17 protein-coding genes and 3 pseudogenes are annotated in these 25,602 nt (G+C 50.3%); 8 read left to right on the forward strand and 12 right to left on the reverse strand.

All coding sequences use genetic code 11. The features are described 5' to 3' along the window. Positions 1 to 156: 156 nt before the first annotated feature. Complete coding sequence (mqo, locus tag EA20_RS0117540; RefSeq protein ID WP_024968067.1) at positions 157 to 1,806, forward strand: malate dehydrogenase (quinone); 1,650 nt, start codon at positions 157 to 159, stop codon at positions 1,804 to 1,806. A 200-nt stretch (positions 1,807 to 2,006) separates the two neighbouring features. Here mqo and EA20_RS21180 read toward each other — a convergent pair whose 3' ends face one another. The 3 genes from EA20_RS21180 to EA20_RS0117550 form a co-directional block, all read right to left on the reverse strand. Further along, on the reverse strand, positions 2,007 to 2,150 hold the full coding sequence (locus tag EA20_RS21180; RefSeq protein WP_369699798.1) for a hypothetical protein: 144 nt from the start codon (positions 2,148 to 2,150) through the stop codon (positions 2,007 to 2,009). Between the two features lie 384 nt (positions 2,151 to 2,534). Next, positions 2,535 to 3,821, reverse strand: a complete 1,287-nt coding sequence (locus EA20_RS0117545; protein ID WP_024968068.1) for a PAS domain-containing methyl-accepting chemotaxis protein — start codon at positions 3,819 to 3,821, stop codon at positions 2,535 to 2,537. Between the two features lie 459 nt (positions 3,822 to 4,280). Next, the gene (locus EA20_RS0117550) at positions 4,281 to 5,936 is read right to left on the reverse strand and encodes a methyl-accepting chemotaxis protein (protein WP_024968069.1); all 1,656 of its coding nucleotides are present in this window, start codon (positions 5,934 to 5,936) and stop codon (positions 4,281 to 4,283) included. Positions 5,937 to 6,883: 947 nt separating this feature from the next. On the opposite strand from EA20_RS0117550, the pseudogene EA20_RS19885 reads away from it, so the two are divergent. Continuing rightward, positions 6,884 to 8,230 (forward strand): annotated as a pseudogene (locus EA20_RS19885) (ISNCY family transposase). Between the two features lie 70 nt (positions 8,231 to 8,300). On the opposite strand, the gene EA20_RS20450 reads toward EA20_RS19885, so the two are convergent. The 7 genes and pseudogenes from EA20_RS20450 to EA20_RS0117585 form a co-directional block, all read right to left on the reverse strand. Further along, positions 8,301 to 9,251: a toll/interleukin-1 receptor domain-containing protein gene (locus EA20_RS20450; RefSeq protein WP_071995445.1), complete on the reverse strand. Its 951-nt coding sequence runs from the start codon at positions 9,249 to 9,251 to the stop codon at positions 8,301 to 8,303. A 669-nt stretch (positions 9,252 to 9,920) separates the two neighbouring features. Beyond that, a complete protein-coding gene (locus EA20_RS20455; protein WP_071995446.1) occupies positions 9,921 to 10,460 on the reverse strand; it encodes a 4Fe-4S dicluster domain-containing protein in 540 nt (179 codons plus the stop codon). Continuing rightward, on the reverse strand, positions 10,460 to 11,053 hold the full coding sequence (locus EA20_RS0117565; protein ID WP_024968071.1) for a molecular chaperone: 594 nt from the start codon (positions 11,051 to 11,053) through the stop codon (positions 10,460 to 10,462). The genes EA20_RS20455 and EA20_RS0117565 overlap by 1 nt, the downstream gene beginning before the upstream one ends. A 56-nt stretch (positions 11,054 to 11,109) precedes the next feature. Beyond that, positions 11,110 to 11,886, reverse strand: coding sequence for a DmsC/YnfH family molybdoenzyme membrane anchor subunit (locus tag EA20_RS0117570; RefSeq protein ID WP_024968072.1), 777 nt, complete (start codon positions 11,884 to 11,886; stop codon positions 11,110 to 11,112). Further along, complete coding sequence (locus tag EA20_RS0117575; RefSeq protein WP_024968073.1) at positions 11,879 to 12,505, reverse strand: DMSO/selenate family reductase complex B subunit; 627 nt, start codon at positions 12,503 to 12,505, stop codon at positions 11,879 to 11,881. The genes EA20_RS0117570 and EA20_RS0117575 overlap by 8 nt, the downstream gene beginning before the upstream one ends. Positions 12,506 to 12,518: 13 nt before the next feature. Next, a pseudogene (locus EA20_RS0117580) lies at positions 12,519 to 13,148 on the reverse strand (molybdopterin dinucleotide binding domain-containing protein); the annotation flags it as partial. 31 nt (positions 13,149 to 13,179) lie between these two features. Then, positions 13,180 to 16,164: a Tn3 family transposase gene (locus EA20_RS0117585; RefSeq protein WP_024968075.1), complete on the reverse strand. Its 2,985-nt coding sequence runs from the start codon at positions 16,162 to 16,164 to the stop codon at positions 13,180 to 13,182. 159 nt (positions 16,165 to 16,323) lie between these two features. Between EA20_RS0117585 and EA20_RS0117590 the strand changes: the two genes are divergently transcribed. Then, positions 16,324 to 16,917 carry a recombinase family protein gene (locus EA20_RS0117590; protein WP_024968076.1) on the forward strand — a complete coding sequence of 198 codons (594 nt, stop codon included), beginning with the start codon at positions 16,324 to 16,326 and terminating at the stop codon, positions 16,915 to 16,917. 18 nt (positions 16,918 to 16,935) lie between these two features. Here EA20_RS0117590 and EA20_RS0117595 read toward each other — a convergent pair whose 3' ends face one another. Next, complete coding sequence (locus tag EA20_RS0117595; RefSeq protein ID WP_024968077.1) at positions 16,936 to 17,517, reverse strand: TetR/AcrR family transcriptional regulator; 582 nt, start codon at positions 17,515 to 17,517, stop codon at positions 16,936 to 16,938. An 87-nt stretch (positions 17,518 to 17,604) separates the two neighbouring features. On the opposite strand from EA20_RS0117595, the gene EA20_RS0117600 reads away from it, so the two are divergent. From EA20_RS0117600 to EA20_RS0117620, 5 genes and pseudogenes are all read left to right on the forward strand, one after another. Continuing rightward, a complete protein-coding gene (locus EA20_RS0117600) occupies positions 17,605 to 18,498 on the forward strand; it encodes an ABC transporter six-transmembrane domain-containing protein (RefSeq protein ID WP_024968078.1) in 894 nt (297 codons plus the stop codon). A gap of 87 nt (positions 18,499 to 18,585) precedes the next feature. Further along, positions 18,586 to 21,669 carry a multidrug efflux RND transporter permease subunit gene (locus tag EA20_RS0117605; RefSeq protein ID WP_024968079.1) on the forward strand — a complete coding sequence of 1,028 codons (3,084 nt, stop codon included), beginning with the start codon at positions 18,586 to 18,588 and terminating at the stop codon, positions 21,667 to 21,669. 165 nt (positions 21,670 to 21,834) lie between these two features. Continuing rightward, a pseudogene (locus tag EA20_RS19890) lies at positions 21,835 to 22,401 on the forward strand (recombinase family protein); the annotation flags it as partial. A gap of 387 nt (positions 22,402 to 22,788) precedes the next feature. Then, a complete protein-coding gene (locus tag EA20_RS0117615; RefSeq protein WP_024968081.1) occupies positions 22,789 to 24,267 on the forward strand; it encodes a SulP family inorganic anion transporter in 1,479 nt (492 codons plus the stop codon). A 17-nt stretch (positions 24,268 to 24,284) separates the two neighbouring features. Further along, on the forward strand, positions 24,285 to 25,112 hold the full coding sequence (locus tag EA20_RS0117620; protein WP_024968082.1) for a universal stress protein: 828 nt from the start codon (positions 24,285 to 24,287) through the stop codon (positions 25,110 to 25,112). Positions 25,113 to 25,171: 59 nt separating this feature from the next. Here the strand turns inward: EA20_RS0117620 and arsC are convergent, their stop codons facing one another. Beyond that, positions 25,172 to 25,597, reverse strand: coding sequence for a glutaredoxin-dependent arsenate reductase (arsC, locus tag EA20_RS0117625; RefSeq protein ID WP_024968083.1), 426 nt, complete (start codon positions 25,595 to 25,597; stop codon positions 25,172 to 25,174). Positions 25,598 to 25,602 lie beyond the last annotated feature (5 nt).

Here is a 25,602-nt window from a genome sequence, read left to right on the forward strand (position 1 = left end):
AACGCCATCGCGCCACCCTCTGCATTTTGTAACTAAAGTCACCGTTGGGCCTGTTTTTTTAATTATATAACTAAAAATAAAACAACTATTCGGTAACAATAATTTAAAATCATCGGACTTTTCTTACCCATTCCAGCAACAGATTGAAGATTACGCATGATAAAATCCACAAAAGTTCTGCCTTCGCTTTCCCTTTTGGCGCTGTTAGTCACCTCCGCGACTCACGCTGAAACCGCTCCTGAGAAGACCGATGTTCTGCTGATTGGCGGCGGCATCATGAGCGCTTCGTTAGGCAGCTTCATTGAAGAACTGCAGCCTGACTGGAAACAGATCATGGTGGAGAAACTCGACGGCGTTGCGCTGGAATCCTCCAATGGCTGGAATAATGCGGGTACCGGCCACTCGGCGAACATGGAGCTGAACTACACGCCAGAGCGTGAAGACGGTTCAATCGATGTGACCAAGGCGCTGCAGATTAACGAAGCCTTTATGATCTCACGTCAGTTCTGGTCAGAGCAGGTTAAGCGCGGCGTGCTGAATAATCCGCATTCCTTCATTAACTCCACGGCGCATATGAGTTTCGTCTGGGGCGATAAGAACATTGATTATCTGAACCGCCGTTACCAGGCGCTGCAAAAAACCGTGCTGTTCCAGGGCATGGAATACTCTACCGATCATAAGCAGATTGAAAAATGGTCGCCGCTGATCATGGAAGGGCGCGATCCGCAGCAGAAAGTTGCCGCTACCTGGACACCAGTCGGTACCGATGTGAACTATGGTGAGATCACCCGCCAGCTGATCGGCAGCCTGAAGAAGAATGATAACTTCACGCTGAAAACCTCTTCGGAAGTGACCGAGTTTAAACGTAACAGCGATAACTCCTGGCACGTCAGCATCAAAGACGCGAAAAGCGGTGAAATGCGCGCAGTGGATGCCAAATATGTCTTTATCGGCGCGGGCGGCGGTGCACTGAAGCTGCTGCAGGAGACCGGTATTCCTGAAGCTGATAACTATGCGGGTTTCCCGGTCGGCGGTTCTTTCCTGGTAACGGAAAACCCGTCGCTGGCGAACCGTCACAAGCAGAAAGTCTATGGTCAGGCTTCTGTCGGTGCGCCGCCAATGTCTGTTCCGCATCTGGATTCCCGTTATCTGGACGGCAAGCAGGTTATTCTGTTTGGCCCTTTTGCGACCTTCTCTACCAAGTTCCTGAAAAACGGCTCGCTGTTTGATCTGTTAAGCGCCACCACCACCCACAACGTGGGGCCAATGATGAATGTGGGCGTTGATAATTTCGATCTGGTGAAATATCTGATTGGTCAGGTTATGCTGAGCGATGAAGATCGTTTCGAATCACTGAAAGAGTACTATCCAGACGCGAAGAAAGAAGACTGGAAACTTATCCAGGCGGGTCAGCGCGTGCAGATCATCAAGAAAGATCCTGAGAAGGGTGGCGTGCTGAAGCTGGGAACTGAAATTGTGACCGATCAGCAGAAAACCATCGCCGCCTTGCTGGGCGCATCGCCAGGCGCATCAACCGCCGCACCGATCGCGCTGAATGTGGTGAAAGAGCTGTTCCCTGAGCAGTTTAAATCTGCGGAATGGCAGGAGAAAATCCATCACTTAGTGCCAAGCTACGGTAAAAAGCTGAATGATGATGCCGCGCTTGCTCAGAAAGTCTGGGATGACACTGCCGCCACGCTGCAGCTGACCAAACCGCCAGTCATTAACATGAGCGGCAAAACTGCTGAAGCACCGGCAGCACAGGTGCAGAAAGCACCAGAGCCACAGCACGATATGGCGCTGTAAGGTTTTTCGCTAGCGATTGAGTTCACCTGATGAAAGGCTGGTCATTGACCAGCCTTTTTTTATGGCACTTTTTAATCCCGACGACCTCATACCGTTTGAAAAAGTCGTCTGAATCTTTTTAACATCGCCCCGGAAGAAAGGGCCATTAAGCTAATTCGAAAGGGAGTCTTCTTCCGATCGCGGTTTGTGATTCAAATGACTCAGATGGCGCTCAGGTCTTTATTGTGATTAACAGGCAAAGGGCCGCGGAATGCCCGACGCCATTCACCTGGGCTGACGCTGAATCTCGCCTTAAAACGCTGATGGAAAGAAAAGGGCGACTGAAACTTTGTTATGTCTGACACGATTTCGGTACTGATTTAAGCCTTACACTTTGTTAACGCTGGACACTCTGGCATTGAATCTCCCCGCGTGGGATGGGTTTGCGCCAGATAGCCTCTGACTTAATATGCTTCCGGTATTTGGCGTCAGTGCATTATGGATGGATACAGGCGTAGAGCTTCAGGCAATTGGCCATGAAATCTGGATAAAAAGAAAGCAATTCAGGCGTCGCTACGTGAAAAGCAGACAGCAAATGGCAGGCAGGAGTCACAAAATTCTTTCAGCGCAACCTGGTGTTTAGCGCTATTGCCTCATCACTGAGGACATTTATAACCGCCAGAGTGCTGAGACAGCCGGGTTGATAACCAAAGGGGAGGGAAGCGATACCGCTTCCCTTGCGGTCTGGCTTACACATCCAGCCGGTGGATTACATTGACGAACTGGTGCACGCCGCTATTAATTTCTCGCAGGCTGCGCGACAGTTCGCTGATTTTATCCTGTTCTGCGGTCATAAAGTGTTTCACCGTATCCAGCTGCTGATGCATCTGCTTGATCAGCTGCGTGTTGAGTTCCACGACGCAGGTGATCTTTTGGGTGGCGCTCGCCGTTGAAGCGGCAAGGCGGCGGACTTCGGCCGCGACCACGCTGAATCCCCGTCCGGCCTCACCAGCCCGTGCGGATTCAATCGCTGCATTCAGCGCAAGGATATTAGTTTGTGCGGCGATAACGTTAATATTATCGACCACCTCGCTGATGTTTTTCGCTGACGCATTCAGCTTCTCGCCGATTTCGGTGGCGGCATTGACTTTACCTGCAACCAGTCCGGAATTGCGTACCGTTTCTTCCAGTACCTCATTGGCGTTATGGGTGATTTGCGACGTTTCTTCCGAGGTGGTAACGGCGATATCCGCCACGCGTTTTGCCGCTTCAACCCGCGCGGTGATGTCCGAGGCAATTTTGATCACTTTACAGACGTGACCGTCGGCATCGTAAACGGGGTTGTAACTCGCTTCAAGCCAGATGCGCTCGCCGTCCGCCGTTTTACGCTCAAAGCGGCCAACAAAGTGCTGACCTTTGCCGATCTTTTTCCAGAAGTCCGGGTTTTCCCGGTAGAAGCTGTCATAGCAGAAAATACGGTGATGCTGCCCGGCGAGGTCGGCCAGGCTATAGCCCATATGGGTGAGGAAATTGTCGTTGGCGGTAATGATTTTGCCGTCGGTGGTAAATTCAATCACTGCCATGGAGCGATCAAGCGCGGTAATAACCGCTTCTTTATGCTCCAGTTCCTGATGCCTTGCGGTGATATCGGAGGCCACTTTGATGATTTTATAAACGTGGCCTTTGTCATCACTGACGGGGAAATAGGTCGCGCTGAGATAAAAGCGCTGATGCTCCTTACTGAACCGCTCGAATATGCCCGTCTGCGATTCACCCGCGGCCAGCGTTTGCCAGAAGGTTCTGTAATCTGTTGAGCGGCAGTAATCCGGCTGACAGAAAATCCGATGATGTTTGCCCTGGATTTCGCTCAGCGTGTAACCGCTAAGCTCAAGGAACTGCTGGTTGGCGCTGAGAATTTCCCCATCGGGCAAAAATTCAATCCATGCGACATGTTGTTTAATCGCATCGATGTCCTTTGCGATGCTGCCGCCTTTACTTAAGGGCAGGGAAAGGCCCGATTTTTTGACACCAAACATATATAACCCCAGGAAGTTATCATTATCTCGACGCTCTCTTTGCCGCCGGACATCGTGAATGTCACCACGCTGGCAAAGGGAACCTGTACGGCCACTTCGGGTCCGCAGTTTTTCCCGGCGGGATACTTTTATTCTTCGCCTGTGCACGGCGATAGCCTGTATCTCTGAACGTTATGGTGCGTATGCCGGATGCTGTAGTTGTAACTTACCTGATGTACAGAAGTGACAGACTCGTTAAGGGCTGTCCTGAACCTGATATCGGCAGGGCGGCGGAAAGTTTGAGGGGTTTCTGTAGAAAATGGGAGCGGCTGCACAGTAGCGAGGGAGGAGGGTGAAAAGTGCAAGTTACGGGATGTTAATTATCTGAAAGACGGCCCGGCAGGCGGAAAGAAAACGCCCGACGGGTCCGTGTAGTCAGGGAGAAAATGTGCTTCCCGCCATGACGGGCGGGAACCGTTCTCAGAATTTTACCCAATTGGTGGACGCCAACACACCTGCATTATGACTGACAACAGGCTCAGGGCGGTTATTTTCACTTTTGGAAGTGCTATTACATGTGGACATGTCTGCTTCATTGCAGGTAAAAACCTGAACGCTGTTCAGCAGTAAGCGGGCCTGATCATTGAGAGAGGCGCTTGCTGCTGAAGATTCTTCAACCAGGGCAGCGTTCTGCTGCGTGGTGGTATCAATCTGACCCATGGCAATATTGATCTGAGTGATGCCATCGCTTTGCTCGGCGCTGGCCCGGGCGATCTCATCGACCAGTTGCTGAACACCTGAAACATTATCGACGATACCCTTCATACCTTGATCAGCCTCATCAACCAGCACACGACAGCTCTTGATCTTACTGAGAGAAGAACTAATGATCTCCCTGATCTCTCTTGCTGAAGAAGAACTGCGCTGGGCGAGGGTACGAACTTCACCGGCGACGACGGCAAAGCCACGTCCTTGTTCCCCCGCGCGTGCCGCTTCAACCGCGGCATTAAGTGCCAGGATATTTGTCTGGAAAGCGATACCTTCGATGGCTGTAACAATATCCGTCATTTTGGCGGACGCATTATGAATATCCTGCATGCTGAGTAAAACATCATTCATGCGTTCACCGTTTTGCCTGATGACTTCTCCGGTTTCGGCAAACAGTTGATTAACATTATGAGAATTGTCGGCCGAACGCTTGATGGTGGAAGTTAGTTGTTCAAGTGTTGCTGCAGTTTCTTCAACACTGGCGGCCTGTTCTTCGGTTCGGGATGCAAGATCCTGATTACCCGCGTCAATCTCATTAGCTGCATGAGAAATAGTGACGGCGCTATTTTTTACGTCAGCAACGGTACTGGCGAGCCCTGCGACCATCTCTTTCAATGACTGCATCATCATACCAAGCTGATCTTTTGAGCGGACATGCACATCCACGGTCAGATCCCCGGCAGAAACCTTACTCGCCACCATCACCGCCTCCGCCAGCGGCCGGGTAATACTACAGGTGATATACCAAGCGATGAATATGCCAAGAATGATACTCGCAATAATAAACGTAAGAATAATAATTTCCGAGCGCTGTGCATCGCTGAGGATGAGCGAATAATTATTATCGATAAGTTCCTTTTGGAAATCCCGCAAATCTGTTAGCGCATGGGTATAGTCTTGAGTTGCCGGATAAAAACGATTAAGTATAAAAGGAATTGTTTTTTCAAACTGGCCACTTTCTGCCATTTGAAAACCTTCATGACGTAATAAAGTATATTTCTCGCGTGCCTTAGTCACATTTGCAAGAAGACGCTGACCGGTGGGTAATCTTAACAATGGCGTAAGTTGTTCCTGGATATGCGCAATTTCAGCCGCGCTTGTCGTTAACGTTTGTTGGAGCGAGTTTCTCAGGGCAGGATCGGAAGCGTTCATCGCTGTCATAGCTAAGCCGCTGTTAGCATTAAGAAGTCTTGTCCAGTCCTCGATCATTCTTTCTTTTTTGAGATGCCAGGAGATTAATTCATCTACTTTTTTTTCACTACTCATGGTTAGCCAAAATGCACAGCTGCCCATTATCACTGACATAAGCAACAGTAGGGCAAACCCAGTACCCATACGCATGCCAACACTCATATTATTTAGCTTCATGTTCATTCCTCAAAAGTGCCGTTGCTTCTGACCAGCGGAAGCGAAGCAAATAGCCATCTCTTATATACATAATTCCATATCGGCTTTGATGAGAAATTCTGTACAGTCATTTCTGTATGATTCAGGCATAAAGAGCGAATAAGCATGTAACCATGATTTAGATCATGAAACATGAGGTTGTGATTGTAAAAAAGTGGGACAGGTCCTTTTTCGCCATCTTAAAAACCTGGTAATTGAGTCAAACTTTCACGGAAAAAATTAATCGCGACGTGTGGTGGCGCAATAATCACTGGGTAACTCACTGCTTCTGGCTTGTGGGTGTACTGATTATCGAAACCCGTATCCGATGTCTGTAAACGGGCAGAAGAGTTTCATTAGTTAAGTCCGAAGGTGCCGGGAAAGGACGGGCATAACGCCGTTCGTGGGATGATGGAATACCTCAGAATCGCTTCGCCGGACCGGTAAATCTCTAAGCATGGTTCAGGATCATGCTACGTACGACGATATGCCCGATCCTGGTGCAGGCCTGGTATTGTGAATGAGCCGGGCAGGAACTGGATGATAGTCAACAAATTGTCTACAACGTCGCGCCGCATGGGTGGGGAGTCGCTTCACTCGTTAACTTGTTCAGTTGAGCGGCTCGTAATTTTTAATGGCGGAACGCGATCATCCTCACGAGTGCTGCCGGAAATCATTGGCATAAATATGAACACTAAATACCGAATAGTGAACGCCAGTCACGGGAGGGAAGCCGGGATTACCGGGTAACGCGGATATGACTTGCGAACATATTAACCATGCACTCAATTTAACATAATATACATTATGCGCACCGACATTATAACTCCAATATTCTGATGTCACTTTTAACCCATTTAGTGATGTCACTTTTTCTGGCATAAAGGATCCAATCCTCAGGCCATGGAGACATCAGGATGCTTGTGACCATGTCAGATAAAGAACTTAGTCGGATCAACGTCATTCAATCAGTCGTTGAAAAGCGCATGCGCCGTCGTGATGCTGCTCATCAGCTTGCTTTGACCGAACGTCAGACACAGCGTTTAATGAACCGCTTTCGCGAGTCTGGCGCTGCAGGACTGGCAAACCTGCGGCGTGGACGCCCAGGTAATCACCGGCTTCCTGAGTCACTGAAGCTGCGTGTTCTTTCGTTAGTTCACGATCATTACAGCGACTTTGGACCGACACTGGCCGCAGAAAAATTACGCGAACGCCACAACATCAGAGTATCTGTTGAAACGCTCCGAAAATGGATGACAGCTGATGGACTCTGGGTTCCTTATTCACGTCGCAGACCCCGAGTTTATCAACCCAGATACCGACGTGACTGCCTCGGAGAACTTGTTCAGATTGATGGTTCTCCACACGACTAGTTTGAAGGCCGTGCGCCGAAATGCTGCCTGCTCGTCTTTATTGATGACGCGACTGGCCGCCTGATGCACCTCCGTTTTGGTGAGACTGAATCAGCCTTTGATTACATGATGGCCACTCGCGAGTATCTCGAGCAACATGGCAAACCACTTGCGTTTTACAGCGATAAGCACGGCATTTTCAGGGTAAATAATGGTGGCTCCACTACGACCGGAGTCACCCAGTTTGGCCGTGTACTTTCTGAACTTGGGATCGAGTTGATTTGTGCCAACAGTCCACAGGCTAAAGGCCGTGTGGAGCGAGCAAATCAGACACTTCAGGACCGGCTTATCAAGGAGATGCGTCTCGAGGGAATCAGCAGTATCGAAGCAGCCAATGCCTGGCTGGATATCTTCATCGCTGACTTCAATCGTCGCTTCGCAAGACCAGCAAAATACCCCAAAGATCTGCACCGACCCGTGGCTGAAAGCAACGAAGAGCTCGATGATATTTTTGCCTGGCAGGAACAGCGTAAGCTGTCTAAAACGCTGACATTCCGCTATGACAAAATGATATATCTGGTTGAACCTACTGAAGAAAATACTCGCATCGCTGACGAAAAAATAACAGCCTACGACTATCCGGACGGCACGCTGTCATTCAAATACGGTTACCGTTCACTCAAATATCAGGTTTTCGACAAACTGGAATGTGTCGACCAGGGACAAATCGTTGATAACAAACGTCTTGGGGCTGTTCTGAAGCTGGCGCAAAGCAAAATGGATGAACTCGAACGCGAGGGTAAGCGTGATCGGAGCAAAAAGATGCCTAAACGACGTGCACAGGCCAGGGTTCAGGAGCAATCGAGGGCCATTAATCCCGCGCTGGCTAACCCTGAAGAGTTCAGAGCCAGCCTTAAACGTTAGCGCCCTCCCCATTCCAAAGGCATAACCCCGCACTCCTCTGAAGTTAGGGGTTATCGTCGATGAATGAAGTTTATACGTGCCTACTAAACGATATATTTTTGGCAGGTGCAATTACGTAGCTAAAAATTAATTCATCTCTATCATCAGCATGTCTACCACGATAGAGAACTCGTTCTATTTTTACTGCTAAATAATATCCATTTTTATTTTGCAATACAGCCAATTCCCCTTCATTCAACGAAGTGGAACTATCTTCATTGTAAAACGAGTTACATTCGGCATTATTAATTTGTTCAATTTCAGTAATTCCAGTTGGAATACGCAAGGAATGAATGCTTTCTTGTCTATTGTATATCCATATACTTCCTTTACTGCATCTGGACCAGGATAGCTCGAAAGCCATATCTCCAGCACCAACCCAGAATTTTCCGTTGTTCAACGTAGGGTTGAATGTAACAGTATTCGTTAAGGCAGGACTAACAAAGCTCTCTGGAACATCAAACACTATAGGTTCAACTGCCACAGGTTGCCGATTAAAAGGGTTCTCACCACGTGGTGGCCGTGGTTGAACACTTTCTCCCCACAAATCTGCGATAAGTTGTCTATAGCTTTGTTCGTAATTTTCTGATGAAAAATCTAACCATAAACGCGTTGCTACAAATGTCGGCACATTTGATTGCTCGTTATTAATAACTATAGGTATGACTCTATTGCTTCCTAAGTCTCTCATAATTTGCGAAGTAATAATCATTTTTTCATAGCCCACCCCACCACTTTGCATGGCATTTGCTTTTCTGACATATTCATCAGTGCAAACAACAATTACACGGTCCGAGTCACTAAGCCCTGATTCCATAAAATGTGGTAAATCACCTCCGATTTTCAAGTCCCATTGGTCAAGAGTAACTGCAACACCATTTCCCTCTAATCTGGTTGCGAGAGTAAGAACCCAGGCCTTATGAGCAGTTGAATCATGAGAATATGATATGAATACTTTTGGTGTTGGTTGAGATTGAAGCATAGAGCCCTCCAGGCAAAATAATACTGATAATCGCGCTTAATGAGTGTGGGTACAAGGGGGCTGAGTGCTTAGAAAGTGACATTTCAAACTGGCTGAATCAGGTGACATTTTAAGCTTGCAATAACAGACATGCAGGAGGTTCAATATTAATGTCCGATCGTGGCTCAATGTGTCCTGCTGTAGTTTTCAGATTTGCAGGTCTGGTCAACGACTCGCTTTTCCTGATTAGTCATCTACTGAACCGCTCTCGTCGGCCTGGACCGCCTGGCATCACCAGAAGCGCGGCCGCACGGAAATCGTTTATTGCCTGACTCACTGACGATCCTTGTGCTGAATACCATCCGGGAACGTGACCCGAATCTGACCAACGTAAGGAATCCATCAGGCGCCCAATGATAAACGCCGGACTCTTGATTTCCCCAGACAACCGCCACCGAAAATTTATTAGTCTCTTTACCGACGTCCATGTACTGGAAAGCTGATACATATTGATGGCTACATTGGCCCTTTACTGCTCTGTTCTATGTTGACGCTACCACCAGTCGCCTGATGTACCGATTATTTGTTAAACCTGAATCCACAAGCTCAATTATCCCAGGCGCACCCTCGCCTTTCACTACGAGCATCGGCTCCTTGATACCTAAAAGTTTACCACTCTGGCAGACAGGGTTATCTCACCGGATGTAGCGTCACGGCCTGACGATCGCACTGAACCAGACATTCGCCGCAGCCGTTACAGCAGTCGGCGTCGGCGTCAGGCAGCCTGGCGTCGCCAATAACACAGGCTCGTTGCGGGCAAACTTCCACACAGCGCTCGCATCCCCGCGAGCCGTGGATGCAGGTATCAGTAAAAACAGGACGAAGCCGGGTGTCGAAGCGCGCCTGAGGTTGTAACGCGCCGGTCGCGCACGCCTGAATGCACCCTGCACAGCCGTCACAGCCGGCGTATTCGATGGCAAGCTGTGGATAACCATCCTGTTGGGAAATCAATACGCCCATTGGGCAAGCCTGAATGCACTGCTGACATTTGTCGCACAGGGAAAAAAATTGCACTGTCGTCACCGCACCGGGCGGCAAAGGCCACGGCGGCAAGGCGTCAGGACGCGGAGCCACTTTGCGTGACGCTGTCACAAATGCCCGGAACAGTCCACGCCGGCTGACGTGGCGATGGGACGCATATTCCTGGTAATAACGCTCGGTTTTCTCCATCAGAAGAAAATCCGCATTTCCACAGGGTTAAGCTCCAGTTGCTGTTTAATATCCTGCAGCCACAGAGCGGCAACTTGCGCCAGCCGGGCGTAAAACGGACTGATATCGTTGTGCTGCATGAGTTCAAGATAACGCGGCGCCCAGGGCAGCAGAAATTTTTCCAGCAACGCCGTGGTGGCTTGCGGATTATCGCGCTCGATAAATGCGGAGCAGGCCAGCAGCATCAGGCCAAACTGATCTTCAGGCTCCTGTTGTTGCCCATCAAATGCCAGACCGTGATGACGTAAAAACGTACGGTAGCGGGCCGTGGTTTCCCCCATCAGGAGATTGTCTTTTTCAATGTATACCGATCCCCAGGGGGGCGCGACCATTTCCCCCTGCCCTTCAAACAGCACCGAATACTGCCAGCGGAGTTCATCATCAGCGTCTACCGGCCAGCCTTCGCAAAGTCCGGTTATGGTGTGCGGATCGCGCCAGGTATAAAGCGATGGCAGGGTTGGCAAACAATCAAACAGGGCTTTAATCTCAGGACGTTGCGGCGGATAGTAAAACAGCGCGCCAAGAATACGCGGCAGTACAGCGACAGAAGACATGTGTGAATCCTTATTGATACAGTGTCCGGGCGGGCCGGAGCCCGCCCGACAGGGTATTACATCGGCAACGTCCAGAGATTGTAAAACGCGATACGGCCAGTCATTTCCGCCACAATCACTATGGCAGCGCTGGCGAACAGCAGTGTCTGTCCGTTTCTGGCACGGATATAGATCAGCGCACACAACGCGCCCGCCGCCAGCAGTACAGCCTGGGCGGTAAACCAGTTGGACTGCGCCGCTGCCAGCGGAGCATCAGCCAGTAGGATCGTGGAGAGATAGCCCGGCCGCAGACAGAAGCTGGCAATAATCCCGGCGATGCTAACAATCAGCCCCAGACGGCATACGCCCAGCGCCGCCGCCAGTGCGCCGCCGCCGATCAATGGTGTCAGCAGCATGACGACTGTGGTCCAGGAGGAGTTCCAGGTGGCCACCGTCGGTAACTGGTAGATGCGTGGAATGGCGAAAATAAAGACCACGCCAGTCGCCGCCGCCAGCCAGGCCAGCCCGATAAAAAGCGTATGCGCGCCGCGATCCAGCAGCAGGCCCAGCGCCGCAATGCCGGCAACTGTACCGAACAATGCCGAGAGCACGATTTCGTTGCTCATCGGCGAATGTCCAACGCGGAACAGCATATTCATGGCGCGCAGCGGCTGCCCGACGTGAAAAATGCCCATCACCACACCCAGGCTGAACAGGCACACCGCAGCGAACAGCGCGACAGCCAGACGACGTGGCGCAATATGGCCCAGCGCGCCACCGATCTGTAGCAGAATGAACGCGCCGACCGCGCTCTGCGTCAGAACGGTAAAGAAAACCAGCGGTAACTCATGCATTACGCACCTCCCGTAAATTCTGAATCGCGCCTTCCTTATCGCCGGTTGGCCGCGCTTTCGGATGTGGTTTCACCACCAGGTTTGGATGGGTAAAGCTGGCTGACGGCAAAGGGGCAATCTGGTTTTCCACGCCGTACTTCTGGCGCAGTTCGTCGATCGGTCCGAAGTCCAGCGCGCGTTGCGGGCAGGAATCGACGCAAATCGGCCGCAGATTCTTTTCCAGCCGGTCCAGACAGCCGTCGCATTTGCGCATCACTTTCGCTTTGGCGTCAAACTGCGGCGCACCGTATGGGCAGCGCATTTCACAGTAGCGGCAGCCCACACAAATGGAATCATCCACCAGAACCAGCCCGTCTTCATCGCGCTTATGCATTGCCCCGGTCGGGCAGCCCGCCACGCAGGTGGGTTGATCGCAGTGGTTACAGGCTATCGACAGGTAATAGCTGAAGGTATCGTTGTGCCAGCTATCCCCTTCCTGCACCCAGCTGCCGCCGCCATATTCATAAACACGGCGCAGTTTCGGACCCACATCTAAATCTTTATTATCCTTACAGCTCACCTGGCAGGTTTTACAGCCCGAGCAGCGCGAGGAGTCAACGTAAAAGCCATACTGTTTCATTTTCATTCACTCCTTAAGCGCGTTTGATCTCAACCAGGTTGGTATGCTGCGGGTTGCCTTTCGCCAGCGGCGACGGCAAATGGCTGGTCAGCGAGTTCATACAGCCGCCGACATCAACACCTTCGTTGTTAAGACGCGTCCATGCGCCCTGCGGCATCGCCGCCACGCCTGGCAGAATACGGTTGGTCACCTTACAGGGGATCTCCACCACGCCGCGATCGTTAAACACGTGCACGATATCCCCGGAGGTGAGCTGCCGCTCGCGGGCGTCAATCGGGTTAATCCACACCTCATCCGGCACCGCTTCATGCAGCGTCAGCACGTTGGCATAGGTAGAATGGGTGTGGCCTTTAGTATGGAAGCCGCTTAACTGTAGTGGGTACTTCGCTGTCAGTTCTTTATTCAGGTGCGACTCTTTAACCACGCAGAATTCCGGTACCGCCGGGATACGGTCCCCTTCCGGCAGGATCCATTGCTGCGCCAGATCCGCCAGCGCCTGAGAGTAGATCTCAATCTTGCCAGATGGCGTCTCCAGCGGATGAGCCGCGGCATCTTCACGAAAATCGATAAAGGCAATGCTCTGGCGTTCGGTGGCGATTTTCTGGTCAATGATCCCTTTGTTTTTCGCTACCGACCATTCCGGGGTCCGCTTGGAAAACGGAAATTATCCCACGCTAAGACTGCTTTTTGTACAATTCGGTATCGACTGTGCGTAATGGCCGATATTTCCCGGACCCCAGCTTAAGATTATTACGCCAGACGTAATCTCCACTCAGATTGATATGTTCCCAGCCCAGGGGAGAAAGATGAGATACCAGTTGCTCATTAATCGGGATGCCTTTTCGTTTCAGTGACTCAATGGCTCTTTCTATATATACCGTGTTCCACAACGTGATCGCCGCTGTCAGTAACGTCAGCCCGCTGGCGCGGTAACTCTGATTCTCCAGCCCGCGATCCCTGATTTCACCCAAACGATGCATAAAGACCGCTCGCGCAAGGGCATTACGGGCCTCGCCCTTATTCAGCCCCGCTTGTACGCGTTGGCGCAGACCGGGATCACGGAACCAGTCCAGCATAAACAGAGTACGCTCGATGCGGCCAATCTCTCTCAGCGCTTTGGCAAGTCCATTCTGTTTTGGGTAACTGGCTAACTTCTTCATCATCAGCGATGCGGTGACTGTCCCCTGTTTAATCGAGGTTGCCAGGCGTAATACCCCATCCCAGTGAGCCTCAATGTCTTTGAAATTCAGGCTGTTTGTTGATATGACGGACTGAAGCCCCGGATAGCGCTCGGCCTTTCCATGAATAAACAGCCGCTTGTCATGAAGATCACGGATCCTTGGCGCAAAAGCGAATCCCAGCAGGTGCATCAGGGCGAAAACATGTTCAGTGAAGCCTGCGGTATCGGTGTAATGCTCGGTAATTTCCAGATCGCTTTCATGGTACAGCAGGCCATCAAGCACGTGGGTTGAGTCGCGCACACGGCTGATCACTTTGGCGTAGAACGGGCTGTATTGGTCTGAGATATGCGTATAAATCTGCACGCCCGGCTCCTGACCATATTTAAGATTGACCTGACCCGCATAACGTCCGTGACTGCCTACCCGAAAGTTCTGCCCGTCTGACGACGATGTAGTCCCGTCGCCCCAGAATGCGGCCAGAGGTCGCGCTTTCTGAGCGTTGACCAGCTCGGCCAGTGCCGCTGAATAAGTTTCATCTCTGATGTACCATGCCTGAATACCTTCGAGTGACGATCTTGTGGCCCCAGGGCAGGATTCAGCCATTTTTGTCAGCCCAAGATTGATGCCGTCAGCCAGAATGGTGGTCAGCAACAGCCTTCCGTCTTTTGGTCTGACGTTATTATTTTTGAGGTGCGCGAAGTGACGCGTAAATCCCGTCCAGCTGTCAACTTCTTCCAGTATCTCCGTAATTTTCGGATGGGGGAGCATGCCATAGACCAAATCCGCAAAGGGCGAAACACCTGAAGGAACGCTGTTCTCCAGCGGAGTGATTTTTACGCCTTTATCTGAGATATCAACATCGGGCAAATCACCGGCAAGCGCCATCGCGTTAACTTCTTCCAGCCGCGATGCAAGAAGAGTCATACGGGCCTGAAGGTATGCCTGGCAATCGGTCTGAACGGCTAACTGTAACTGGTCATTATGTCGGGATTTCTCAAACTCAGCAGTAGGGATGAGATAATCATCAAAATTTCTGTAGCGGCGCGATCCTTTTACCCAGATATCACCGGAACGTAACGCCCCCTTGAGTTCATTCAGCACGCAAAACTCGTAGTACTTGCGGTCGATCCCTGAAGGCGTGAGCACCAGTTTTCGCCAGCTTTCAGGGATAAATCCTGTGGGCGCTGCGGGTGGAACTTTACGAAGTTGTTTACGATACATTTCCGTTATGGTGTCCAGCGCATCGCTGAGCGCCTGCGCAGCAGGTGTCGCCATGAACTGCAATGCTGACAGCATACGCGGGGCGTATTTACGCAGCGTGCTGTATTTTTCGGTGATCAGGTGAAGTGGGTCGAAATTGCCCTTACGGGACAGAAACCGCGTTTCCTCCACGCTGTTGATGAATTCCTGCCAGGGAAGGACGTCTTCTATTGCAGTCCAGGGATCTTCGCCAGATTCTCTGGCGTTAAGTAACGCCTGCCCGACGGTAACGTACTGCTTCAGCTTGGTCTGAATAAGCTTTCCCGTTTGCTGGAGTCGTTCGGCCTGCGTGCGTTTTGCCCGGCTGAACAGAGTACCCAGGATACGCTCGTGCAGATCAATGACTTCGTCAGTCAGGGTGGCCCTGGCCTCTGTTATTATACAAACCAGCGTCGCGTAACGTCTGACATCGGTGAATTTTGCCAAGTCTCTGCTGCTCATTTTCCTGCCCTCACGCGCCAGTTTAAGCAATCTGTTCTGGTGAACGGAAAGCGCAATTCCATCAGGCAATCCCAGCGCGGCGATGGAATTAAGCCGGTCGATGTGTTGCAGCACGTTTTTACCGTTGATTTTACCCGGAGGCTGAAGTAGCCATGCCAGACGGGAAGGCTGTTCATCCTCTGATATGAGCAGGCTGTCGAGTGCTGATTTATGCTGCTGTTCCAGTTGCGCGGTAAGTGCCGAAAATACGGATCGGTCAGCGAGCGTGACGACTTCGGCAAGCGTCCGTTCAATCACATCAACAGAAGGGAAAATAACATTATTGTTATGTAACCAGCTGAGCATTTCCTCCGCCAGCATAAACCCTTTGTCAGTTCTCATGGCGTAGGGGTGCAGATGCCGGATACAGTCTTTTTGCAGTGACCGACTAAACGGGGATAATTTCAGGTAGCGATAAAGTTCGGTCAGATGTTCCCAGCGGGTTTGCTCTCTCGATGCATATTCCTGCCATAAATCAGGCTGAAGTTTCAGTCGGGAAGCAACCCTGGATACAATGCCATTGTGAGGGACACTGCTTTTGTCCGGAATAAATCCAGGTCCACGCAGATAACAGAGTAATACAGTAAAGCCCAGGCGATTAGCTGGCCGTCGGTGCTTATTAATGAGCGCAACATCCTGTTCATTTAAAAAGCACATCCGAGTCAGAATCATTTCATCATCTGGAATAACCAGCAAGCGCTCCTGCTCTTCACTGCTGAGAATTTGTCGCCGTGGCATAAATACTTCCCTCGCGTATAGTTTCCATATGTTATGGATTGGCTATGACCGAAACCGGTCGGTTTCGTACACTGGATCTCAATACTGTCCGAAAGTGAGTGAAATTAGTTTCGGATATGCATTAAGATTCGTACATCCTTTTCGGACGGAAATTTCATTATGTCACGCGTTTTTGCTTACTGCCGCGTCTCCACACTGGAACAGAACACGGAAAACCAGCGCATGGAAATTGAAGCGGCGGGTTTTGCCATCAGACCCCAGCGACTGATTGAGGAACATATAAGTGGTTCGGTTGCTGCCAGCGAACGTCCCGGATTTATCCGGCTGCTTGATCGCATGGAAAATGGTGATGTGCTGATCGTCACCAAGCTGGACCGTCTTGGACGAAATGCTATGGATGTTAGGAAAACGGTGGAACAACTGGCGGCATCGGGTATCAGGGTTCACTGCCTGGCGCTGGGCGGCGTGGATCTGACCAGCCCAGCGGGGAAAATGACCATGCAGGTTATCTCTGCTGTAGCTGAGTTTGAGAAGGATCTGCTAATCGAGCGCACACACGCCGGTATTTCACGGGCTAAGGCATCAGGGAAACGCTTTGGACGCCCCTCTGCGCTGAATGAAGAACAGAAACAATTAGCCCTAGATCGCCTGAGTGCAGGGATCAACGTGAGTGCCGTTGCCCGTGAGTTTAATACGACACGACAGACTATTCTCAGAGTAAAAGCGCGCCATTTTCGCAGTTCAGATCAGTAGCTCTGGATTAAATTTTCATCAACGCGCGAGTATATTTCGATGAATAAAATCGTCTATATCTTCTTTCGTCTGTTTCACTAAACCTTCAGAAGGCAAGGTTGACAGGTGTTCATAGTAACCAAAAAGCATGGCATCTAGCTGCCGCGCTACGCGTTGCGCATCAACAACACGAAACGTGCGTTCGTCCATACCGGACTGGATAATGTTCGCCAGCACCTGCTGCCACTTGTCCAAAAAAGTCTGCATCAAACTCGCGTAGGCTTCATCATGGGTGGAGAGTAACCATAAGGAACCATATAGCTTTCGGGTTGGATCCGGGTCATTGGAAATCATACCATCAATAAATTCCTGCAACTTCTCACCGGCGGTTAAAGGCTGAATGATGGAACAAAACTCTGCCAGCTCGTCATTCATAAAGTTTGTTACCGCCGCAAGGCACAGGGACTGCCAGTCTTTAAAATAGTGATAAATATGGCTACGGGATATGCCTAAATATTCTGTCAGATCGCGCGTTGTAACCTTTTCAATCCCCTTCTCAATAAACAATGCCACAACAGCTTTAAGAATTTTTTCTCTCATAAGCTCAGATTTAGCTTTCATCTGTCACCTCTATTGACTTTGAGCGTTTGCTCAAATAGTATGCCCTCAACATTGAGCGGTTGCTCTATTTTAACAGGGTTGCCACTGATGAACACTGAAAATATCCCTGGGCATTCCGCAAGCGGAAGTGCCTCCGGCACCTTGAAATTATTGGCCAGCCGCAACCGCAAAAAACTGTTCTTCACCTTTTTGCTGGTTGTTGCCGAAAACGTCACCTATCTGTTGTATCCGATCCTGGCTGGTATCTCCATTAACGCCATACTGTCGGGGCAGACATTAAATGCAGTGCTTTATGGACTGATGATCTTATTTATCTGGTGTCTGGGTGCGGCGCGCAGAAGCGTGGATACCCGCACCTTTGCTAGAATTTATGCGGCGCTGGCGGTCTCGGTGGTCATGACGCAGCGTAAAAATAATCTTAATCATTCAACCGTTGCAGCACGAGTTGCATTGTCGAGAGAGTTTGTTGATTTCTTTGAATTGCACTTGCCGATGCTCATCACTTCGCTGGTATCTATGATCGGCGCAGCGGTGATGTTGCTGATTACTGAATCTTGGGCAGGCATTGCCTGCCTAGTCATTCTGGTTTTTCTGGCTTGCTTTCTACCCGCTTTTGCTCGGAAAAACGAAGCGCTATATAACAAACTTAATAATCGCCTTGAAAAGGAAGTTGACTTTGTTACTCAGGCTACAACGTTATCTTTAAATCGACATTATTCTACACTCGCTAAATTACGTATACGCCTCTCTGACCGTGAAGCCATAGGGTATCTGTCGATTGGTGTGCTTGTCGCCATGTTATTTAGCCTGACCATTATCTGGATGACGCAGTCATCGGGGATCAGTGCCGGGCATATTTATTCAGTGATGACCTATATGTGGATGTTTGCTACCAGTCTTGATGATGGCCCACAGCTACTGGAGAAATATTCACAGCTTAAGGATATTGGCAAACGGGTGAGTACTGAGACTGGGGAATAAGAGTGACCGCGCCCTGCTTAAAACCGGCGTAAGTCATGTCGGTCTGTCTTTTTAAATAATTCAGAAATATCAATACGGATTAACTTCATGTCTCAGTTTTTTATTGAGCGACCTGTCTTTGCTTGGGTTATCGCGTTATTTATTATTCTCGGTGGTGTCCTGGCGATCCCTAAACTGCCTGTGGCTCAATATCCGGCTGTGGCACCGCCTACCGTGTCGATCTCCGTGAGTTATCCCGGAGCCACGCCGGAAACGATGAACACATCGGTTATCTCTCTGCTTGAACGTGAAATTTCAGGGGTTGATGATCTGCTGTATTTTGAGTCAACCAGCGATACTTCGGGTTCGGCATCCATTACGGTGACGTTTAAGCCGGGTACCGATATCAAACTCGCCCAAATGGATATTCAGAACCAAATCAAAGTGGTTGAACCACGCCTTCCACAAGTAGTGCGGCAGAATGGTGTAAGCGTAGAAGCGGCAAATTCAGGTTTTCTGATGATGGTGGGACTAAAATCGCCTTCTAAGACGTATCAGGAAGCTGATTTGAGCGATTATTTTGCCCGCAATGTTAGCGATGAGCTACGTCGTGTTCCTGGCGTAGGTAAAGTCCAGTTGTTTGGTGCCGAAAAGGCCATGCGCATCTGGCTGGATCCGATAAAGATGTACACTTTTAAGCTGTCAGTTAATGAGGTGATCGCTGCGCTTAGCCAACAAAACGTTCTGGTTTCACCGGGCCGTGTTGGTGATGAGCCTGCTGCATCCGGCCAACGGGTAACTTATCCGCTTATAGTGAAAGGTCAGCTCGATTCGATAAAGGAGTTCCGCAATATTACCATTAGAGCAGAAACCAGCGGCGCTCGCTTAAAGCTGGCAGATATTGCCCGGGTGGAATCCGGCCTGCAAAGCTATGCCTTTGCGATACGTGAAAATGGTTTGCCCGCAACGGCAGCGGCGATCCAGCTTGCTCCGGGGGCTAATGCAATCAGTACTGCAGCCGGTATTCATGCGCGGCTTGCAGAGCTTTCTGCTAACTTGCCGCAAGGGATGGCGTTCTCGGTACCCTTTGATACGGCACCCTTTGTCAAACTGTCGATTGAGAAAGTCATTCACACCTTTATTGAAGCGATGGTTCTGGTCTTCCTGGTGATGCTGCTGTTTCTACATAAAATCCGTTGTACGCTGATCCCTGCCATTGTGGCCCCAGTGGCGTTACTGGGTACGTTCACCATCATGTTGTTATGCGGTTTTTCTATCAACGTACTGACCATGTTTGGCATGGTGTTAGCTATCGGCATCATTGTAGATGATGCGATCGTAGTGGTGGAAAATGTCGAACGCCTGATGGAAGAGAAGGGATTGTCGCCCCAAGAGGCCACGCGCGCGGCAATGAACGAAATTACCCCGGCAATTATCGGCATTACTCTGGTGTTAACCGCCGTATTTATCCCTATGGGATTCGCCAGTGGATCGGTTGGTGTTATTTACCGTCAGTTTGCGCTTTCTATGGCAGTTTCGATTCTATTTTCGGCATTTTTGGCGCTGACACTGACCCCGGCGCTCTGCGCGTCTTTACTAAAGCCGCATCCTCAACAAGATGGCTATAAAAAAGGTTTTTCGGCCTGGTTTAATCGTCATTTTAGTACCTTATCAATCCATTATGAATCAGGGCTGCGATATGTGCTGAAGCGTACTGGAAGGATGATGCTGTTGTATGCCGTTCTTTGCGGTTTACTGCTGATTGCTCTGCAAAACCTCCCTTCATCATTTTTACCGGATGAGGATCAGGGCTACTTTATGTCCTCTATTCAGTTGCCTTCAGATGCCACTATGGAGCGGACTCTCGAAGTCGTGCAGCGCTTTGAGGATGTCATCGAGACGCGTAAAGCTGTCGAGAGCAATGTTATGATCCTTGGGTTTGGTTTTTCCGGATCTGGTCCCAACACCGCCATGGCGTTTACCACATTAAAGGACTGGCAATATCGAAACGACGCGACGGCTCAGGGCGAGGCAGACTTTGTGCAAACTGCTTTGGAGAAAGTCTCTGAAGCCACTACGCTGAGCCTGCTCCCCCCGGCTATCTCTGATATGGGGACGTCATCAGGCTTTACGCTGTATATCGAAGACCGTGCAGGGAAAGGTTACCCAGCGTTGAAAGCGGCAACAGAGAAGCTCATCGCACTTGCCAACAAAAGTTCATCGCTAACGGATGTCTACATTGACGGACTTCCTGAAGGGGTAAGCATATCGTTGAATGTGGACAGGGAAAAAGCCGAAGCTTTCGGTGTGTCATTTGATGAGATTAACCAAGCGATCTCTGCCACTTCCGGATCTTATTATGTTAATGACTACACGGACAATGGCCGCGTTCAGCAGGTTATAGTCCAGGCTGACACCGCTTACAGAATGCAGCTGACTGACTTACTGAAAGTGTCGGTCAAAAACAAAACGGGTGGAATGGTACCTCTTTCCTCTTTCATCACGCCGTCCTGGGTTCAGGCTCCACAACAATTAAATCGCTATCAGGGCTATCCTGCAATAAGGGTGACGGGAAGTGCCGCACCAGGGCAGTCAAGCGGTAGCGCTATGGCGGAAATGGATCGCCTTGCGAGTGAATTACCTCAGGGATTCAGAGCCGAGTGGGCGGGCAGTTCGCTACAGGAAAGAGAATCAGCGTCTCAACTTCCAGGGCTTATTTTGTTATCCATCCTGGTGGTGTTTATGGTACTTGCAGCACTCTATGAAAGCTGGTCAATACCCTTTGCGGTAATATTAGTCGTTCCGTTGGGACTGGCGGGAGCAGTGTGTGCGGTAATGGTTGCTGACATGTCGAATGACGTATTTTTCCGGGTGGGAATGATAACCATCATTGGGCTTTCGACCAAAAACGCCATATTGATTATTGAATTCGCCCGGCAATTACGTTTGCAGGGTATGGATATTTTCGCCGCAATCTTGCAGGCAGCCAGACAACGATTACGGCCAATTTTGATGACTTCACTGGCCTTTACGCTGGGAGTCGTCCCCTTAATGCTCGCCAGTGGTGCCAGTGACAGGACTCAGCATGCCATTGGAACGGGGGTCTTTGGCGGCATGATAAGTGGGACTTTATTAGCAATATTTTTTGTGCCTGTATTTTTTGTTTTAGTCATGCGGATGTATAAAAAATAAAACTTAGACCAAAAATTCAGAGCTATCACTAGGTTGGTAAGGTGTTTATCTTTGGTTGAAGATGAAATTGTCCACACTGAGCTCAAAATGGCTTAGTGCGGGACATTCCATTTTCCAGGTGGGCATCTAAATGTCGCATTTTGCAGCTTCGCTCCCACCGGGCCTTACTGCCGGGTTTCGACTCTTGAGGAAACCACCAAAAATCAGCGAAGGGAAATTGAAGCGGCGGGTTTTACCATCAGACCCCAGCGACTGATTGAGGAACATATAAGTGGTTCGGTTGCTGCCAGCGAACGTCCCGGATTTATCCGGCTGCTTGATCGCATGGAAAATGGTGATGTGCTGATCGTCACCAAGCTAGACCGTCTTGGGCGTAATGCCATGGATATAAGAAAAACTGTTGAGCAACTGGCTTCGTCAGATATTCGTGTTCACTGCCTGGCGCTCGGAGGTGTTGATTTGACCAGCGCTGCCGGGAGAATGACGATGCAGGTGATTTCAGCGGTGGCGGAGTTTGAACGGGATTTGCATCTTGAGCGTACACATTCAGGTATTGCGAGAGCGAAAGCAGCCGGGAAGCGGTTTGGTCGACCTTCTGCACTGAATGAAGAACAGCAACTTACAGTGGTCGCTCGTATTAATGCTGGGATCAGCATCAGCGCCATTGCCCGGGAATTTAATACTACCCGGCAAACCATACTCCGGGTAAAAGCAGGACAGCAATCATCATGAATGTAGCTCCAGCTTGACGACCAGCTATGTGCCAGGGATTTCAAAGCAAAATATGTGTATCACTTGTTGGGGAGGACTTATGTACTGAACCCCAGATTTGACCCTGCCTGTAATTTGTTTATAGTATTGAGCGGCTTTGGTTTGGTCCTGGCTCAGACCCTATGCCTCTCATTTATCCCGGGCAACAGACCCGGCAATACATGCACTCTCGCTTTGGAGAATCTGACAACCGTTATGCGTATTACGCCACCCTGAGTTTTTCCTTCCTCCGTCGTACTGAGCGAACCTCAGAACGCACTCAATAACATCCCGTCTGCGGATGTGTTTTACCGTACATAAAAATGCTGCCTTCAGGGGCTGACTGTATCTAAAAACTGAGAAATTATTATGCTGCTGTCCTCGACGCGTAAGGACTGGCTGGGTAACGTCCGTGGTGACGTTCTGGCTGGTATTGTTGTCGCGCTCGCACTCATTCCAGAAGCGATCGCCTTTTCCATTATCGCCGGTGTCGATCCCCAGGTGGGCCTCTATTCGGCGTTCTGTATTCCTCTCGTTATGGCCTTCTTTGGCGGGCGTCCGGCGATGATTTCTTCATCCACCGGTGCAATGGCTCTCCTGATGGTGACGCTGGTTAAAGATCATGGCTTACAGTATTTACTGGCCGCCTCCATACTGACCGGGGTATTCCAGCTGATAGCCGGATATCTGAAGCTTGGCGGGCTGATGCGTTTTGTTTCACGCTCAGTGGTCACGGGGTTTGTTAATGCACTGGCAATACTGATTTTTATGGCCCAGTTGCCTGAGCTGACCAATGTGACCTGGCATGTTTATGCCATGACTGCGGCAGGGCTGGGGATCATCTATCTCTTCCCTTATATCAACAAAACCATTCCTTCACCGCTTGTGTGCATCGTGGTGCTGACCGGGATTGCCATGTGGCTGCATCTGGATGTGCGAACCGTCGGGGATATGGGGAAACTTCCCGACAGCCTGCCGGTCTTCCTGCTCCCGGACGTGCCTTTAAATCTTCAGACGCTGCTCATCATACTGCCATATTCTGCGGGGCTTGCCGTGGTTGGCCTGCTTGAGTCGATGATGACTGCCACTATCGTGGATGACATGACCGACACGCCAAGCGACAAAAACCGGGAATGCAAAGCTCAGGGCATCGCGAACATCTGCACATCCTTTATCGGAGGTATGGCAGGTTGCGCGATGATTGGGCAATCCGTTATCAACGTAAAATCCGGTGGACGCGGACGACTTTCAACCCTCACGGCGGGCGTGGTGCTGCTTTGCCTGATTGTGTTCCTGCGCGACTGGGTCTCCCAAATCCCGATGGCAGCGCTGGTCGCGGTGATGATTATGGTTTCCATCGGGACATTCTCCTGGCGCTCCATTGCCAACCTGCGGACACACCCCCTTTCAACCAGCGTGGTCATGCTTGCCACTGTCGCGGTTGTAGTGGCAACACATAATCTGGCCTTCGGCGTGCTGACCGGCGTACTGATTGCTTCGCTCAACTTTGCCACTAAAGTATCCCGGTTCATGCGCGTAACGTCAGTTCTGGAGGGAACGAGCCGGACGTATACCGTCACCGGCCAGGTATTCTTTGCATCAGCAGACCGCTTTACCAGCCACTTTGATTTCCGTGAAGCGATTGAGAATGTGGTGATAGACGTTTCACACGCCCATTTCTGGGACATCACGTCCGTCAGCGCTCTGGATAAGGTGGTCATTAAGTTACGCAGAGAGGGCACCGGGGTTGAGATACGTGAAATGAATGAAGCTACCCGCACCATCGTTGACCGGTTTGGTGTTCATGATAAACCTGAAGAAGTCGAAAAACTGATGGGCGGTCATTAACAGACCGGAGGGAAACTATGAATAATACTGTTACAGCCTGTGTGGACGGTTCACTTTCAACGCGGTCAGTGTGTGAATATGCGGCGTGGGCTGCCCGCACTTTGCAATCACAGCTCGCACTGTTGCACGTTATCGAAAAAGACAGCACCCCGGTGGTGTCAGATCTAACCGGCACTCTCGGCATAGACAGTCAGCAATTGCTGACCGATGAGCTGGTAGAAATTGAAGGGCAACGTAATCGCCTGCTGATGGCCCAGGGGAAAGCAATACTGGAAAGTTGTGCTGAACTGCTTCAAAAACAGGGAAGCCCGAATGTGCTTTTGATGCAAAAACACGGTACACCGGATGAAATTCTGGCTGAGCTGAGCGACCTTCGTCTCATGGTGCTGGGGCGTTGTGGCAGTCAGCATCCGGTAGGCTCTCATCTGGAAAGCATTATTCGTCTACAAAAGAAGCCCCTGCTGGTTGTTCCGGAGAACTTCTCAGCACCTTCCAGAGCCATGTTTGCTTTAGATGGCAGTGAAGAAAGCAGGAGAAACCTGGAACGTCTGACGTTGAGTCCCTTACTCAGGAGGCTGGAGTGCCACCTTGTCATGGTAAACGGTAAGAAGGAAGAGCTGCTGACCGCACAGCAAATTTTACGTGACGCGGGTATAGAAAACAGCATAACACTTCTTATCGGGCAATCAGTCGGGGACGCGCTTATTCGTTACGCCGAGGAAAATGCTGTCGATCTGATAGTGATGGGGGCCTACGGTCATTCCAGGTTGCGGCAGTTCTTTATCGGTAGTCATACCTCCGAAATGCTGCAAAAGACGCAGCAACCGCTACTGATCCTCCGTTAGCTCTGATTTTTTGAATAAAAAAAGGGCGAGTTCTCTCGCCCTTCGTCACCAGAACACGTTTAGTTCAGCCGGTTTCCTTTTTCATCAACCACCTTCTCACCATCCTCTTTAGTGAACGCATTTTTCTGTACATCGGGAAGAACATCCAGCACGACTTCAGAAGGACGACACAACCGGGTTCCCAGCGGCGTCACCACGATGGGACGATTGATCAGAACAGGATGCTGCAACATAAAGTCGATTAACTGTTCGTCAGTAAAGCGGTCTTCCGCCAGCCCTAACGCTTCAAAAGGTTCGACATTCTTACGCAGCAGCGCTCGTACCGAGATCCCCATATCCGCAATAAGTTTAACCAGTTCATCTCGTGATGGTGGTGTCTCAAGATAATGAATAACGGTCGGCTCTGTACCGCTGTTGCGGATCATTTCAAGGGTATTGCGTGACGTGCCGCAGGCCGGGTTGTGATAAATGGTAATGTTGCTCATATCAG

The organism is Pantoea sp. IMH (assembly GCF_000599885.1).
GTDB lineage: Bacteria > Pseudomonadota > Gammaproteobacteria > Enterobacterales > Enterobacteriaceae > Erwinia.